The sequence below is a fragment of the Micromonospora sp. CNZ299 genome, assembly GCF_002754415.1.
The window spans coordinates 6,773,260-6,788,428 of sequence record NZ_PEFG01000001.1 but is presented as its reverse complement, the minus strand read 5'-3'; the positions used below and the strand labels follow the sequence as shown (position 1 = coordinate 6,788,428).

Sequence of the window (15,169 nt, the reverse complement as noted above, 5' to 3'; positions counted from 1 at the left end):
ATGGGGGAGAGATCCGGTGGGCTTGTTCCGGCGCCGCAAACAGACGGCTGTGCCGAGCCATGACCGCGCTGCCAGTCGCGGCGATCTGGACCATTTGGAGAACTTCATCCGCAGTCGGCGCGGCGTCGAGGCGTACATCGAACCCCGCACGACGGTGACGGAGACCACTGTCATCCTGATCGCTGACGACGGGGAGTGGACCCGCCGGCGCATCGACGGCCCGGACGGCGCCCGGCGCTTCGCGTACCGGATGGGCATCCCCGTGTACGACGTCCGGCTGATGGGCTACCCGCAGCGGATGCGCGACTTCAACGAGCGCCGCAAACGTCGCCCCGAGCAGTACTGAACGTGCGGAAGGGCCACCTGCCAACGCAGGTGGCCCTTCCGGAAATCCGTCAGCCGTTGGCGGCGACGTCCTCGACAAGCTGCACCAGGGTGCGGACCGGGACGCCGGTGCCGCCCTTGGTCCAGTAGCCGGTCGGCTCGCCCGAGTGGTAGCCCGGCCCGGCGATGTCGATGTGCGCCCAGGCCACGTCGTCGGTCACGAACTCGCGCAGGAACACCCCGCCCTGCAGCATGTGACCGGCCCGGTCCATGCCGGCGTTGACCTGCGAGATGTCCGCCACGTCGGACTCCATGCCCTTGCGCACGTCGTCGGGCAGCGGCATCGGCCACGCCGGCTCGCCGACCGCGTCGCCGACCGCCTGGACCCGGTCGCACAGCTCCGGGGTGCCCATCACGCCGGCCATCCGCTTGCCCAGCGCGATCACCTGGCCGCCGGTCAGGGTGGAGGTCTCGAACAGGTAGTCGGTGCCGTCCGCGCAGGCGCGGGCCATGGCGTCACCCAGGACCATCCGGCCCTCGGCGTCGGTGTTGAGCACCTCGACGCGCTTGCCGTTGAACATGGTGATCACGTCGCCCGGCCGGTAGCTGGTGCCCGACGGCATGTTCTCCGCCATCGGCAGGTACGCGCTGACCGCCACCGCCGGCTTCAGCGCGGCGATCGCCAGCATGGCCGCGCCGACCGCGGCAGCGCCCGCCATGTCGGACTTCATCTCCCACATGCCCTGCGCCGGCTTGATCGAGATGCCGCCGGTGTCGAAGGTGATCCCCTTGCCGACCAACGCGACCCGCTTGCCGTTGCCACCGCTCTGCGGGGTGTAGGTGAGCTTCACCAGCCGCGGCGGGGCCTCCGAACCCTGCCCGACCGCGACGATGCCGCCGTACCCGCCGGCGGCCAGCGCCGCCTCGTCCAGCACCTCGACACCGAGGCCCGCGGCACGGGCAGCGTCGGCGACCGCGTCGGCGAACGACGGCGGACGCAGCTCGTTCGGCGCGGTGTTCACCCAGTCCCGGCTGGTCCGGACCGCGCCCGCCACCGCCAGCGCCCGGGTGACCTCCGCCTGGGCGCCCGCGTCACCGGCGTCCGGCACCGCGATGAGCACCTCGGCGACCGGCTCGCGCCGGGTCGGCTGCGGGCGGGTCTTGTAGCCGGCGAACCGGTACCCGCCGAGCAGCGCACCCTCGGCGACCGCGCGCAGCTCCGCCGACGCGTCCGCGTCGTCCGGCAGCGGCAGGGACAGGGCGACCTTCGGAGCGCCGGCCAGGGCCCGGATCGCCGTACCGGCGGCACGGCGCAGCGTCTCCGGGGCCGGGGCGGCACCCGACGGCTCCGGGCCGAGCCCGACCGCGACGACCAGCGGCGCGGTCACGGTGCCCAGCGTGGCCAGCTTGACGACCTCACCCGGCCCACCTGTCGCACCGAGCAGCGCGAGGGTCTCGGTCAGCTTGCCGTCGAAGGCGACGGCGATGCTCTCCGCGCCGCTGGCGAGCAGCAGGGTGCCGGCGAGGCCGCTGGTGGCGTCCTGCTCTCCGGTCTGGCTGTGCACGCCGATCACGATCGCGTCGACGGCGAGCTCGGCCGGGTCGGTGTCGACCAGGCTCAGGTTGGTGGTGCGGGGTGATGTCACTGAAGCTACTCCGGGCGGGCCGGGCCGGTCGCGGCGTCGCGTACCGGCGGTGAAGGTCTCCGGCGGAACCTACCCGCCGGACGTCATGGCTGTCCCGCCGACAGCGCCAGCGGGCTCCCGCCGATGCTAACCAGCCACGTTGCCCCCGGTAAGTTGCCACCCATGACCGACGTGACCTCCGACGCCGCCGCGACCCGGCTGCGTCGTTCCCCGCTGCACGAGCGGCACATCGCCGCCGGCGCCAAGTTCGCCCCCTTCGGGGGTTGGGAGATGCCGCTGGAGTACGCCGGCGGCGGTGTGCTCAAGGAGCACACAGCGGTGCGGACCGCGGTGGGGGTCTTCGACGTGTCGCACCTGGGCAAGGCGCGGGTGAGCGGCCCCGGCGCGGCCGACTTCGTCAACGCCTGCCTCAGCAACGACCTGGGCCGGATCGGCCCCGGCCGAGCGCAGTACACGCTCTGCTGCGACGACGCCACCGGTGGTGTGGTGGACGACATCATCGCCTACCTGTACGCCGACGACCACGTCTTCCTCATCCCGAACGCCGCGAACACCGCCGAGGTCGTGCGCCGGTTGCGCGCCGCCGCGCCCGCTCAGGTCACCGTCACCGACGAGCACGAGGCGTACGCCGTGCTGGCCGTCCAGGGCCCCCGCTCGGCCGAGCTGCTGGCCGCCCTCGACCTGCCCGTCGAGCACGGCTACATGAGCTTCTCCGCCGCGAGCCTGGCCGGGATGGAGTTGACCGTCTGCCGTACCGGCTACACCGGCGAGCTGGGCTACGAGTTGGTGGTGCCGGCGGAGCACGCCGTGGCCGTCTGGGACGCGCTCTTCGCCGCGGGTGCGGCGTTCGAGCTGCGGGCCTGCGGCCTGGCCGCCCGGGACACGCTGCGTACCGAGATGGGCTATCCGCTGCACGGGCAGGACCTGTCCCTGGACATCAGCCCGGTGCAGGCCCGTTCCGGCTGGGCGGTCGGTTGGGACAAGCCGGCCTTCTGGGGCCGCGACGCGCTGCTCGCCGAGAAGGCCGCCGGCCCTCGGCGTACGCTGCGCGGCCTGGTGGCCGTCGACCGCGCGATCCCGCGGCCCGGGATGACCCTGCACGTGGGAGACACCCAGGTCGGCGAGGTGACCAGCGGCACCTTCTCGCCGACCCGCAAGCAGGGCATTGCGCTGGCCCTGTTGAACACCGACGCCAACCTGGCCGAGGGTGACGAGGTGGAGATCGACATCAGAGGCCGCCGAGCCCCCCTGAAGCTGACAAAACCCCCCTTCGTAACCCCCTCAGTGAAGTAACCCGCCCCGCCCCGCCCCGCCCCGCCCCGCCCCGGTGACCAAGAGGTTTGCGTCACGTCCGGACGAGATTCTGACGCAAACCTCTTGATCAACTGGGAAAAGTGGGGGTTGGTCAGCGCGTGGGGGTTGGGGGTTCGCCGGAATCCAGGACGGCCTGGGTCCAGCCGCCCTCGATGACGCCGGTCGCGTCCAGGACCGCCCAGTCGACCACGTCGGTCGCCTCCACCACGACCGGGGCACCGATGCGGACCGACGGGTCGGTGTTGGCGTCGCTGGCGCTCACGCCGACGATCCGCTCCGGGGCCTCCCACGAGGTGACGCCCGCCCAGACGTACTCCGGGCCGTCGTCGCCGGGCAGGCCGTACTTGACCACGAGCTGCGACTCGGCGGGAAGGTGGCCGGCGACGAAACGGGCGCGCGCGTCACCCAGCGCGGCCCGGGCGGTGGCGACCGCCCGGCTCATCGCGTCACCCGAGCGGGCGTAGCGCACGTCCGGCTGGATCCCGGAGAACAGGGTCGCGCAGGCGGCGGCGTAGTAGCGCCCGTCCGGACCCGGGTGCCCGGCCGGTGGGCGCAGGCTGAGGAACGAGTCGGCCTCCGGGTCGGTCGCCGGGTCCAGCTCCAGGCGCAGCAGCACCGGGGCGGTCGCGCCGTGCTGCTCCGGGTTGCCGTACGCGACCGCGATGTCGTGACCGGTGACCGTGGCGAGCACCGGGAGCTGCACGAACGCCGGCACCTCCTCGCCGGTGAGCCCGTCGGTCCAGTCCCGCAGCAGCCGGCGTGCCGCCCCGGTCATCACCGCACCCCAGGCGCGGGTGAGGTGGTCGGGCACCCCCTGGGTCTGCAACTCCAGCAGCCCGAAGCGGCGCAGCCCCTTGGTGGTGAACCACAGCCCTTCGGTGTCCGACGAGTACGGCACCAGGACCCAGTCGACCAGCCGGATGCGGCCGTGCTCGTCCGGGAGTGAGCGCAACGCGGTCGCCGGGTCGAGGAACTGCAGGCCGAACACGTCCACCACGTCGCCGTCGACGGACTCCGCCACGGCGGCCGCGACCGCCCGGGCCGCCCACTCGTGCGCGGGCGGCCAACCTGGCCGGTACTCGGCCTGCACGACCACCAGGTGGGTCGCCGCGGCCAGCCGGGCCAGCTGCTCCTCGGTCGCGCCGAACGCGGTGAGCAGGTCCGGTGGCAGCTCGGGGAACTCGGTGATCGGCCGGGTGTCGACGCTCATCAGCGGGCTGTCCAGCATCTGCCTGGCCAGCCCGTGGACCGGCTCGGCCAGCCGGCCGGTCAGCGCCGCCACAGCGGTCTTCGCGCTGACCTTCGGCAGCCCCGCCATCGGCACCAGGTAGGTCGCGCTGAGCGACTCCGGCACCGGTACGGGCAGGAAGTCGTCCGTGATGAGCATTTCTGGTTCCCCCGGTGGCCGTGCCGGTGCTGTCGAGCCGAACGCTACCCGGCCCGCCGCGCCCGGTTCAGCCGGACAGCACCAGACCCAGGTAGACCAGCGTGGTGACCACCTCGACTGTCGCGCCGAGAACGTCCCCGGTTATCCCGCCGAGCCGGCGTACCACGTGGTTCAGCAGCAGTAACGCGACGGCGAGCGCGACGGCCACGGCCAGCGGCCCCTGCCACGGGCGGCCCGGCACCGCGCCGACCGCCAGCAGCGCGACGGCGACCGCGCCGGCGGTCAGGGCAAGCGGGCCGACGGTGCCGGCCACGAGCGCGCCGAGCCCGTCCGGCCGGGCCGCCGGCACTCCCCGCCGGCAGGCCACCGTGACGCCGAGCCGCCCGGCGGCGGTCGCCGTGACCACCGCCGCGACACACGCCGGCCAGGACCGCCCCGCCAGGTCGGCCAGCGCCGCCGCCTGCACCAGGAGTACGACCACCAGGGCGACCACCCCGAACGGGCCGACGTCCGGCTTCTTCATGATCTCCAGCGCGGCCGCGCCCCGCCGGTACGAGCCGAGCGCGTCCACGGTGTCGGCGAGCCCGTCCAGGTGCAGCCCTCGGGTGAGCAGCGCGGCGGCGCCGACCGTCACACCGGCGGCCACCAGTGGGGGAGCGACAGCGCCGGTCAGCAGCAGCACACCGGCCAGCAGGGCGCCGAGCAGCGCGCCGACCGCCGGGGCGAGCGCCATCGCGGCGCCAGCCACCGGGCGGTCGATCCGTCCGGCGCGCACCGGCAGCGTGGTGAACGTGGTGAGCGCGAGCCGGGTGCCCGCGAGGAACCGCGACTCAGCCGGCACGCCAGCCCGACGCCGGCTGCTCGTCCGCACCGGTGCTGGCCGGGCCCGGCCCGGCCGGTTCCGGTTCGGCGAAGTCGGGCTCGGCGAGGTCCGGGTCGCTGTCGTTCACGTACGGGTCGTTCACGGCGGGGTAGCCGGGCTGCGGCTCGTCGGCGGCCGGGTCCGTTTCGTCGTCGTCGCCGCCGAGCGACGGGTGGACCGGCAGCGCGGCCGACAGCGCCAGCACCGAGCGCAGCAGCGGTAGCGCGACCAACGCGTTCGCGCCCTCACCGAGATCCATCCGCAGGTCGAGCAGCGGGGTGAGGCCGAGCACGTCGGCGGCGAGCCGCACCGCCGGGTGCCCACCGTGGTCGGCGAGCAGGCACCAGTGCCGGGCCTGCCCGGCCAGGTCCCGGCTGACCATGCCGGCGGCCACCCCGACCGGCCCGTCGAGCAGCACCGGCACCCGGCGCGCGGTGGCGCCGAGCAGCACACCGGTGGCGACCGCGACGTCGCCGCCGCCCAGTTCGGCCAGGATGTCCTTGGCACCGCGCGACGAGCGGCGGGTGCGGTGCAGGGCGTCGCGTACCGCCGCGCAGCGGATCATCCACGCCGCGTCGTCGATCTCACCGGAGTCGGTGATCACCCGGCCCAGCACGGCGGGCGGCTCCGCGCCGGCCGTCGCCGCGAGCACCGCTGCGGCCGCCGCCTCGGTGCCGGCTCCGCACGCCCCCAGGACCAGCAGCTGTACGCCGGCGTCGGCCGCCTGTTCGGCAAGCCGCCAGCCGTAGCGCAGCGCGGACTCCACCTGATCGGGTGAGAGCGCCGGTTGGTCTTCCATCGGGGCGGAGGCCGGGGCGTCCACCACCTGGAGGCTGGCGCCACTCTCGGCGGCCAGCCGCGCCAACGCGCCCTTGCCCGCGCGGGCCTGCGCGGCTCGTCGCGCCGACTCACCGGCGATGGTGCCGGCCGACCCGCCGCCAGCGTGGTCGCCGTGCAGCAGCAACACCCGCACCGAGCTCCAGGCGCGGGGGGTCGAGGTGCCCTGGGTGCCGGCGGCGAAGCCGACCACCCGGTCCAGCACGCCCAGCCCGGCGCCCGGTACGTCCAGCTTGGCCAGCCGGTCCACCGCCTGTGGGCCCGCGTACTCGTCGGGCATCGGCAGCTCCATGCCGGGCTGGATGACCAGCCCGGTGGCCACCATCGGCAGTGCCATGGTCGGCGCGGCCCAGGGGTTGCCGGGCTCCTGGTTCGGGGCGGCCGGCGGCGCGTGCGTCAACACATCGGGCAGCTGCACCTCGGGGGTGGGCTCGGCGTCGGCCAGGCTCGCGACGACCGGCCCGGTCACGCGGGCCGAAGCCGACGGCGCGGCGGCAGGGGCGGACTGGGCGATCGTGGTGGCGGCCGGCTTCAGCCAGACCGGCTGACCGGCGACGACCAGCGCCACCGCGTCGCAGGCGTCGGCGACCGCACGGTTGGCCGCGCCCAACGCGTCGGTGAACGCCCGGCCCAGCGGGGTGGTCGGCACCAACGACAGCCCCACCTCGGGGCTCACCAGCACCACCCTCGCCGCGCAGCCGCGCAGCGCCTCGGCCAGCTCGGCGATCGTTGCGACGTCGTCGGCGGGCTGGTGGTCCGGGTCGAGCAGCACCGTCACCCAGCCGCCCAGGTCGTCGACGAGCAGCGTCTCGTTCGGCTCGGCGGACTCGAGCACGTCGGCCAACCGGCGCGGGTCCTCGGTGGTCTCCTCGGTGGTCCAGCTGCCCGGCCGCCGGGCGCGGTGCGCCGCCAGCCGGGTGGCCCACTCGGTGTCTTCCGGGTCGCCCTCGGGCGCGGTGGCGACGTAGCGGACCACCGGCGCGTCGGTGACCAGGGACTCGGCGAACTCGGACTTGCCAGACCGGGTACCGCCGAGCACCAGGACCGTGTTCCACCCGTCTACGGACATGCTCGTACCTTAGGGCCACCCGGAAGGTGCCGACAGCACAGGTGTGCTCTCCCGGCCGGGGTCACCGTTCGTCGGGTGCCCGATAGAGGTAGTCGTTGGGGTTGACGTCCGCTGGCTTTGGATCCTCCTGCCAGAGACCTCCGCCGGGCCGGGCGAGCAGAGAATCGACCAGTTCCTCCCGGTCCATCTCCCTCGCACCCTCGATGCCACCCCGTACCGCGATGTTCCGTAGATCAGCGGTGTCCCACTCCCGCAACGGCCTGCTCATCGTCTCGCCCCCCGTCATGCGCCGTCGTTCCGTGCCGATGCCGCCGGCATACCCTCAGGTAGGCGCGGTGGAACCTCCGCGCGGTCCGGCCGTCGGCGTGGCCGACTACGCTTGCGCGAAGGTTCGTCCCGGCGGGACTCAGCGGCGAGGGGAGACGCGCAGATGGCGTGGAGCTGGCGGTACGAGGGCACGGACGGTCAGACGGTCGAAGGGCCGGCGGAATCGTTCGGCAGCCAGGCCGACGCCGAATCCTGGATCGGTCAGACCTGGCGGGAGCTCGCGGCGTCCGGCGTCACCTCGGTCGCGCTGATGGAGGACGACCGGGTGGACTACCGGATGAGCCTGCTGCCCACGGCCGAGTGATGGCCCACGACCGGCCGGGTGCCGACGGGCTGGTTCTCGGCGTGCCCAAGGCGGCCTTCCGGCCCAGCCCGGTCTTTCTCGGCCTGGTCGCTCTCTTCGCGGCCGGCGGGGTGCTGGCCTGGAACGGGTACGGCAATGCCCGGTTCAACGTGTTCCTCTTCGTGGTGTCCGGTTGGTTGGTGTCGCTCTGCCTGCACGAGTACGCCCACGCGGTGGTCGCCTACCGGGCTGGCGACCGGGACATCGCCCACCGGGGCTATCTGACGCTCAACCCGTTGAAGTACACGCACCCGCTGCTGTCGATCGTGTTGCCGGTGGTGGTGGTGCTGCTCGGCGGCATCGGCCTGCCCGGCGGCGCGGTCTGGGTGGACCGGCATTCGATCCCGGGTCGACTGCGGCACACCCTGGTCAGCCTCGCCGGCCCGGCGACCAACGTGGTGTTCGCGCTGGTGCTGGTGGCGGCCGTGCGGATCGGCACCCAGTCGGCGGGTGGCCCGGTGGAGTTCTGGGCCGGGGTGGCGCTGCTCGCCTTCCTGCAGATCACCGCGAGCGTGCTCAACCTGCTGCCGGTGCCGGGTCTGGACGGCGGCAACATGATCCAGCCGTGGCTCAACCCGCAGTGGCGCAAGATGTACGACCTGTTCGCGCCGTACGGCTTCATCCTGCTCTTCGCGCTGCTGTGGAACCCGCGCATCGGCGGCTGGTTCTTCGACGGGGTCTTCGCGGTCGGCGACGCCCTGGGTCTGCCGTCCTGGCTCTACGCCACCGGCCTGGACCTGATCCGCTTCTGGCAGGGCTGAGCTGACCGGCAGGGCTGAGCTGACCAGGCCTGGCAACGGGCTGAGCTGACCGGGCCGGCCGGTGCGAACCTCTCGCGTCGGCCGACCCGGGAGCGGCGTCAGGGACGCTGCGCGGGGGACTCGGTCTTCGACGGGTCCCGCTCGGTGACCGGCTCCACGATCTCGTCGATCGCCTTGAGCAGTGCGGAGTCGAGCTTGACCCCGGCCGCCTTCACGTTGTCGTGCACCTGCTCGGGACGCGACGCGCCGATGATCGCCGACGAGACGGTCGGGTTCTGCAGGACCCACGCCACCGCGAGCTGGGCCATGCTCAGCCCGGCCTGCTCGGCGATCGGCTTGAGCTGCTGCACCCGGGTCAGCACGTCGTCGTTCATGAACCGGGAGATGAAGCCCGCGCCGGACTTCTCGTCGGTCGCGCGGGAACCGGCCGGCGGCGGCTGCCCCGGCAGGTACTTGCCGGAGAGCACGCCCTGCGCCATCGGCGACCAGACGATCTGCCCGATGCCCAGCTCCTCGCTGGCCGGCACGACCTCGGCCTCGATGACCCGCCAGAGCATCGAATATTGTGGCTGGTTGGAGACCAGCGGGATGTGCAGCTCCCGGGCGAGCGGGTGCGCGGCGCGCAGTTGCGCGGCGCTCCACTCGGAGACGCCGATGTAGTGCGCCTTGCCGGAGTGCACGACGTCGGCGAACGCCTCCATCGTCTCTTCCAGCGGCGTGCTGCTGTCGTACCGGTGGGCCTGGTAGAGATCCACGTAGTCGGTGCGCAGCCGCCGCAGCGAGCCGTTGATCGACTCCATGATGTGCTTGCGGGAGAGGCCACGGTCGTTGCGGCCGGGCCCGGTCGGCCAGTAGACCTTGGTGAAGATCTCCAGCCCTTCGCGGCGCTCGTTCTGCAACGCTCGACCGAGCACGTCCTCGGCCCGGGTGCCGGCGTACACGTCGGCCGTGTCGAAGGTGGTGATTCCCGCGTCGAGTGCGGCCTGGACGCAGGCGAAGGCCGCGTCCTCCTCGACCTGTGAACCGTGGGTGATCCAGTTGCCGTACGAGATCTCGCTGACCATCAGGCCGGAACGGCCCAGGTGTCGGAATTCCATGTACCGACCCTAACTCCGGTGGATCACGACCGTCGACCGGCCACTCAGAGCACCGGATTGGCGTCGGTCAGTAGCCGGTCGATCTCCTCCAGCACCTCGTCGCGATCGCGGTGCACCGGGTCGATCAGTGGCAGGCCGCGCCGGTCCAGCGCACCCCACCGCCCGGTCTCGTTGCCGAACAGGAACGCCACCGGGTGGATGACCAGCATCGGGTGCGTCGGCGGCACCAGCACCGCATTGGTGCGGTCCACCACACCGCGCCGGCCCGCCACGTCGACCACGGCGAGCCCCTCGTCGGTGAAACCGTCGACCTGCTGGCCGTCGGCCAACTCGGTGACGAACCCGTGGTAGCGGGTCGGCACGACGATCCGGCCGGTCCGGTCGACCGCGCCCCACCCCTCGCGACGTACCGCGGCCAACCCGCGGCGGAACGGTCGTACCTCGGCGAAGTTGGGCGGCACCTGCACCGTGCCGGTCGCGTCGATCGCCGACCATCCGCCCTCACCGACCACCCAGGCCAGGCCGTCGCTGAACGGGTGCGCCGCCCGGTAGGACGGGGGGATCACCGTCGTACCGAGCAGGTTGATCAACGACCACCGGTCGGTGTCCGGCCGGCGGACCCAGGCCAACCCGTCGTGGAACGGCTGTGCCTCGGCGTACCGGGCGGGGATGACCATCTCGCCGTCCTGGCCGGTGTAACCCCACAGCGACCCGTCGCGTTCCGGCGCCGGGGGTCGGTCACGGTCGAGCACCTCGTCCCGACCCCGGGGGTACGGCCCGAAGCCGTCCGCCGTGGCCCGGACGCTGACCGCGTCGAGGGCCACCCGGACCCGGTGCAGCAGTTCGGCGTCGCCGGCGCCGCGCAGGTTGAGTGCCTGCTCGAAGTGCTCGCAGGCCTCCATGAGCCGTCCCTGGTCGTAACACGACCGCCCGGCGTGCTCGTGCAGCGCCGCCCGCAACCGGTCGGGAAGCTCGATCGAGTTGGCCTGGGCGAAGAGCTGGTCGGCCTCGGCAAAGTTGCCGCGCCAGCGCAGGACGTGCGCCAACCGGGCCTGGGCCAGCGCGGTCCGGCGCAGCTCGCCCGTGGCTTCGGCGTAGGTGAGGGCGAGCCGACCATCGGCCAGCGCGTCGTCCAGGTCGCCGAGGATCCGCGAGGCCACCGCCCGGAGGCTCAGCAACCGGGCCCGGGCGCGGTTGTCGTTCGCCGAGCCCAGCTTCTCGGTCAGTCGCCGCCGAATGGCCCGCAGGTCGTCCGGTTCGGTCAGCTCCTCGCGCAGCGTCACCGGGTCCAACCGCCAGCGGTACGCGGCCAGGACCTGCTCCGGGTCGCCCGGGTCGGCCAGCGACGGGCGGGCCACCGCCGGCGCGGTGTCCGCGGGTGGTGCGGCGGGTGGTGCGGACACCGGCGCGCTGTCCCCGCTGAAGCCGTTCCTCGGACCGGGGACGGCCGAGGCGGGTGGCGCGGACATCGGCATGGGTGGCGCGGAGACGGGTGGCGCGAATGCAGGTGGCGCGGAGACGGGTGGCGCGGACGTCGGCATCGTCGAAGCGGGTGGCGCGGAGACGGGCGCTGCCGGCATGGGCGCGGGGGAGGTCGGCCCTTCGGAGACGGGCGCCGCGTCGGGCGGTGGCATCGACGCGGGCGGTGCGGACACCGGCGCCAGGAAGGTCGGTTCTGCCGGCGCGGGCGGCGCGGACACGGGCGCCGCAGCGAACGGTGACGCGGGCGGTGCCGAGACCGGTGGTGCCGAGACCGGGGGCGCGGAGACCGGTGGTGCGGGCGGCGCGGAGACCGGCGCGGGGGGTGCGGATACGGGTGCTGAGGCGACCGGTGGCGCGGACACAGGTGGCGCGAAGGTCGAGGGTGCGGGTGGTGCGGATACGGGTGTCGTGGCGACCGGCGGTGCGGACACAGGTGGCCCGGACACAGGTGGCGCGAAGGCCGGTGGCGCGGAGACCGGGGTTGCGGGCGGTGCGGAGACCGGTGGGGCCGAAACCGGCGGTGCCGAGACGGGTTCGTGCGCGCCGCCGTCAGCTGTCTCGGGTCGGGACGGCGGCACAACGGGGAACGACCAGTCGTCGGCCGCCGACACGTCCGTCGGTCCTGTGCTGCTTTGACCGTCCGGCGCGTACCCCGAATGGTCGTGTGTCGCGGCCTCGTCCGTCGGGTCGTGCTCTATCGGGGCGGTGTCCTCGGTGGGACGAGTGGCGACGTCCTCGTGCTGGTAATGCGGCAGCGTCGTGGCAGGGATGCCGGAGACCGGCCGGTCGCCCTCCAGCGAATCCAGCTCGGCGGCCGACGGTGTGTCGTCTGGGTCGTCCGCCCACGTGTGGGTGGCACCGGTGGCCGGGTCCGTGGGTGGCGCGGAGATCGGCTCCGGGAGGTCGGCCGAGGTCGACCCGACTGAGGGCTCGCGGGACTGAGCGTCGTGAGCGAGGGATGTGGGTGTCGACGGGTCCCGGTCTGTCGTGGCCGACGCCGAGAGATCGAGGTTGTCGTCCGACTCCTCGTCGACCGAGGCGGACGACGGTGGCGCCTCGCTGTGCTCGGGCTCGGCCTGCTGAGCGGGGCTGAACCACGCGTCCGGCCCACGGGCGGCCGAGACCTCGTCGGACTGCCGAACGGGCGCCACCGGCTCTTCCGAGGGCGGCGGGGGCACGTAGCGGCGCGGTGTGCCGGGGGCCAGTGGGAGCGCCAGGTCGACGTCCTCCACGGAGGGCGCCGGGGCCGCAGGGGGCGGGGTGGCTGAGCTCGGCGTGGCAGGGATCGGGGTGGCAGGGATCGGGGTGGCAGGGGTGGGTGGTGTCGGGGCCGGCCGGGTGGCCGGCGGTGCCTGCACCTGCCAGGCGGGCGGTGCCGCGACCGGCGGGCGGGCGTCCGCCGTGGGGGCCTGCTGCTCGGACGAGGAAGGCCACTGCGGCGAGTGCGGGCGCTCCGGCGAGTGCGGGTGCTCCGGCGAGCCCGTCTGGGCCGGCGAGTGGGGGCGCTCCGGCGAGCCCGTCTGGGCCGGCGAGTGGGGGCGCTCCGGCGGGACCGGCCGGCGGTCGGTCGGCGCGCCGGTGTCCACCGGGTCGTCGACCCGTCGACGGTCCAGGTCCTCGCCGCGCCGCTGGTCCACCGGGCGGTCCCCGACGTCCGGACCGGGGTAACGCGGCGGCGGGGCGGGGTGTGGCCCGGCAGCCGGCGTCGGGTCGGCCGGCGTTCGGCGCTCAGGTGACAGCGGGGCGTCCGACCGCTCGTCGGAGACGGGTGGGTCCACCGGCGCGGGCAGGTACTCCAGCCGTAGGCGTGCGGCAGGTGGACCCGAGACGGGCAGGTCGGCGGCGGGGGAGACCGGGGCTGCCGACACCGGGCGGTCCCGACCGGGCGCGGCGGGGGAGACGGGCGCTGGCGACACCGGGCGATCCCGACCGGGCGCAGCCGGAGAAACGGGCGCTGGCGACACCGGTCGTTCCGGGGAGACCGGCGTGGCGCGACCCGACGTGACCGGTGGAGCCGTCGCGGCGGGACGTGCGGGGCGCTGGTCGTACCGGGAGGGGGTGGCCTCCGGGCGCTTGTCCGGGCGCGACGGCGGGACCGGCGGCCGCTCCGGCCGAGCGGCCGGCCGCGACGGGACGCCCGGGTCGGCGCCGCGATACGGGTCGGGGCTGCGGTGTGGTTCGGGGGCGCGGTGTGGTTCGGGGGCGCGGTGTGGGTCGGGGGCACGATGCGGCTCCGCGGCGCGGCGCGGCTCGGTGCGGTGGCTCTGCTCGCGGGTGCGGTCCGGACGCAGCGGACCCGGCGGTGGCCAGGGCAGGCTGCCGTCCGGCGGTTGGCTGGGCTGCGGCCGAGGCTGGCGGTACCCGTTCTCGCGTGGCCCGTCCTCGCGGTACCCGTCCTCGCGTGGCGCGTGCTCGCGCGGCCCGTGCTCGCGCGGCGCATGCTCGCGGTACCCGTCCTCGCGTGGCGCGTGCTCGCGTGGCCCGTGCTCTCGATACCCGTCCTCGCGGTAGGCGTCCGGTCGGGCCTCCTCGCGGGGGCGCCGATCCGGGTACGACTCGGCGCGGGCTGCCGCCTCACGAGGCTGCTGCCGTTGCGGCTCGGTGTCGGGCCGACGCCGGTCGTCGTCGCGGCGGGGCTGCTCGGGCATCTCCGGCTCGGGTCGTCGCCGTCGTCCACCGTTGGGTGCCTGTGCCTGTGCCGCCTCGACGCCCTCGTCCGCGCGGTAACGCCGCTCCGGGCGTCGAACGTCGTCGGCCGTCCGGTCCGGGTATCCATCCGAGCGGTACCGCTGGTGGGCGTCCGCGGACGCCCACGGGTCGGATGCGTCGGGGAGGTGGTCGTCGGCAGTGCGGCCGTTGTGGTCACGGGTGGGTCGTTCGCCGTACCCGTCGCCGGGGTGCCGTTCGTAGCCGGCGGCCGGTCGCTCCTGCATGCCGCGTCGACGCGGTGAGTCGTCCGGCTCGGGCATCCAGCCGGAGTCGGACCGGGGCGCGGGGGAGACCGGGGTTCCGCCCGGGTACCCCCGATCCCGCTCGCTGGGGTCGTGCTGCGGGCGGCGGCCGTCGTACCGCTCGGAGGCGGGCTGGTCGCGGTGCCAGGCGGCCTCCCGCGCCGGCCCCCGCTCGTCGGCGGGGCGTCGGTCGGACCAGGCGGTACGGCGGTCCGACTCGGAGGTGCGGCGCTCGTCGCGCCGAGGTGGCTCGGGCAGGGGCCTGCGGTACGGCTCGTGGTCGTAGTGACGGGAGTCGGCGCTGTCGGACCGCCCGTAGGCGGACGCGTCGACCTCGCTGCGGGCCCGGCCGTAGGTCGGTGTCTCGTCCGGCCCCTCGTCCACCCAGGAGCGGTTGGGGGGCGCCTGTTCCGCCGGCGGTTCGTCGGCCCAGGAACGGCCGAGGTAGGTGCCGTCCGGGCGGGTCGGTGCCAGCGGCGGCACCTCGGCTCGGCCGCTCACAGTGGCGCGGCCACGCGGTGACGGCTGGTGGATGGCGCCGATGTCGCCGGGGTAGCGCTGGCCGGGGAACTGGGGGTGCCACTCGGTGGTCGGTTCGACCACCCAGGACGGCTCGTTCGGGTCTGGCCACCGGTCGTCGTAACGGCCGTTCATCCGCCGAGCCCGTCGCCACACCCGGCCACTCGGCCGATCCTCGACAGAGGCGAGCTGTCCGCAGCCGCAGCGGGGTGACCTCCGGGCGTCCGGTCGCCGCCTGCCACGCCCCGGT

Annotated in this window: 11 protein-coding genes; 4 read left to right on the top strand and 7 right to left on the bottom strand. The window is 74.2% G+C overall.

The features are described from left to right. The first annotated feature begins 16 nt into the window (after positions 1-16). The gene (locus CLT68_RS30605; RefSeq protein ID WP_088949477.1) at positions 17-346 is read left to right on the top strand and encodes a hypothetical protein; all 330 of its coding nucleotides are present in this window, start codon (positions 17-19) and stop codon (positions 344-346) included. A gap of 49 nt (positions 347-395) precedes the next feature. Here the strand turns inward: CLT68_RS30605 and CLT68_RS30600 are convergent, their stop codons facing one another. Then, a complete protein-coding gene (locus tag CLT68_RS30600; RefSeq protein ID WP_099856160.1) occupies positions 396-1,970 on the bottom strand; it encodes a leucyl aminopeptidase in 1,575 nt (524 codons plus the stop codon). Between the two features lie 162 nt (positions 1,971-2,132). On the opposite strand from CLT68_RS30600, the gene gcvT reads away from it, so the two are divergent. Beyond that, entirely contained in the window at positions 2,133-3,263 is a 1,131-nt protein-coding gene (gene gcvT / locus CLT68_RS30595) for a glycine cleavage system aminomethyltransferase GcvT (protein ID WP_099856158.1), read from the top strand. A gap of 112 nt (positions 3,264-3,375) precedes the next feature. Here gcvT and CLT68_RS30590 read toward each other — a convergent pair whose 3' ends face one another. From CLT68_RS30590 to CLT68_RS30575, 4 genes are all read right to left on the bottom strand, one after another. Next, the gene (locus CLT68_RS30590; protein ID WP_099856156.1) at positions 3,376-4,671 is read right to left on the bottom strand and encodes a DUF2314 domain-containing protein; all 1,296 of its coding nucleotides are present in this window, start codon (positions 4,669-4,671) and stop codon (positions 3,376-3,378) included. A gap of 67 nt (positions 4,672-4,738) precedes the next feature. Continuing rightward, positions 4,739-5,512 carry an adenosylcobinamide-GDP ribazoletransferase gene (locus tag CLT68_RS30585; RefSeq protein ID WP_099856154.1) on the bottom strand — a complete coding sequence of 258 codons (774 nt, stop codon included), beginning with the start codon at positions 5,510-5,512 and terminating at the stop codon, positions 4,739-4,741. Then, the gene (locus CLT68_RS30580) at positions 5,502-7,439 is read right to left on the bottom strand and encodes a bifunctional adenosylcobinamide kinase/adenosylcobinamide-phosphate guanylyltransferase (protein WP_099856152.1); all 1,938 of its coding nucleotides are present in this window, start codon (positions 7,437-7,439) and stop codon (positions 5,502-5,504) included. Before CLT68_RS30580 ends, CLT68_RS30585 begins: the two co-directional genes overlap by 11 nt. A 61-nt stretch (positions 7,440-7,500) precedes the next feature. Further along, entirely contained in the window at positions 7,501-7,707 is a 207-nt protein-coding gene (locus CLT68_RS30575; RefSeq protein WP_099857821.1) for a hypothetical protein, read from the bottom strand. Between the two features lie 162 nt (positions 7,708-7,869). Here CLT68_RS30575 and CLT68_RS30570 point away from each other — a divergent pair, with 162 nt between their 5' ends. Both CLT68_RS30570 and CLT68_RS30565 read left to right on the top strand, forming a co-directional pair. Continuing rightward, positions 7,870-8,070, top strand: a complete 201-nt coding sequence (locus CLT68_RS30570) for a hypothetical protein (protein WP_088949470.1) — start codon at positions 7,870-7,872, stop codon at positions 8,068-8,070. Next, the gene (locus tag CLT68_RS30565) at positions 8,070-8,870 is read left to right on the top strand and encodes a site-2 protease family protein (protein ID WP_099856150.1); all 801 of its coding nucleotides are present in this window, start codon (positions 8,070-8,072) and stop codon (positions 8,868-8,870) included. The genes CLT68_RS30570 and CLT68_RS30565 overlap by 1 nt, the downstream gene beginning before the upstream one ends. Positions 8,871-8,968: 98 nt before the next feature. Here CLT68_RS30565 and CLT68_RS30560 read toward each other — a convergent pair whose 3' ends face one another. After that, positions 8,969-9,967, bottom strand: a complete 999-nt coding sequence (locus tag CLT68_RS30560) for an aldo/keto reductase family protein (protein WP_099856148.1) — start codon at positions 9,965-9,967, stop codon at positions 8,969-8,971. 44 nt (positions 9,968-10,011) lie between these two features. Beyond that, on the bottom strand, positions 10,012-15,054 hold the full coding sequence (locus tag CLT68_RS33585) for a WG repeat-containing protein (RefSeq protein ID WP_486482385.1): 5,043 nt from the start codon (positions 15,052-15,054) through the stop codon (positions 10,012-10,014). Between the last annotated feature and the right edge of the window lie 115 nt (positions 15,055-15,169).

Excerpts from the sequence above, each read along its gene's own strand:
- gcvT (WP_099856158.1), top strand. The coding sequence starts at position 2,133 with ATGACCGACGTGACCTCCGACGCCGCCGCGACCCGGCTGCGTCGTTCC.
- CLT68_RS30590 (WP_099856156.1), bottom strand. The coding sequence starts at position 4,671 with ATGCTCATCACGGACGACTTCCTGCCCGTACCGGTGCCGGAGTCGCTC.
- CLT68_RS30580 (WP_099856152.1), bottom strand. The coding sequence starts at position 7,439 with ATGTCCGTAGACGGGTGGAACACGGTCCTGGTGCTCGGCGGTACCCGG.
- CLT68_RS30575 (WP_099857821.1), bottom strand. The coding sequence starts at position 7,707 with ATGAGCAGGCCGTTGCGGGAGTGGGACACCGCTGATCTACGGAACATC.
- CLT68_RS30570 (WP_088949470.1), top strand. The coding sequence starts at position 7,870 with ATGGCGTGGAGCTGGCGGTACGAGGGCACGGACGGTCAGACGGTCGAA.
- CLT68_RS30565 (WP_099856150.1), top strand. The coding sequence starts at position 8,070 with ATGGCCCACGACCGGCCGGGTGCCGACGGGCTGGTTCTCGGCGTGCCC.
- CLT68_RS30560 (WP_099856148.1), bottom strand. The coding sequence starts at position 9,967 with ATGGAATTCCGACACCTGGGCCGTTCCGGCCTGATGGTCAGCGAGATC.
- CLT68_RS33585 (WP_486482385.1), bottom strand. The coding sequence starts at position 15,054 with ATGAACGGCCGTTACGACGACCGGTGGCCAGACCCGAACGAGCCGTCC.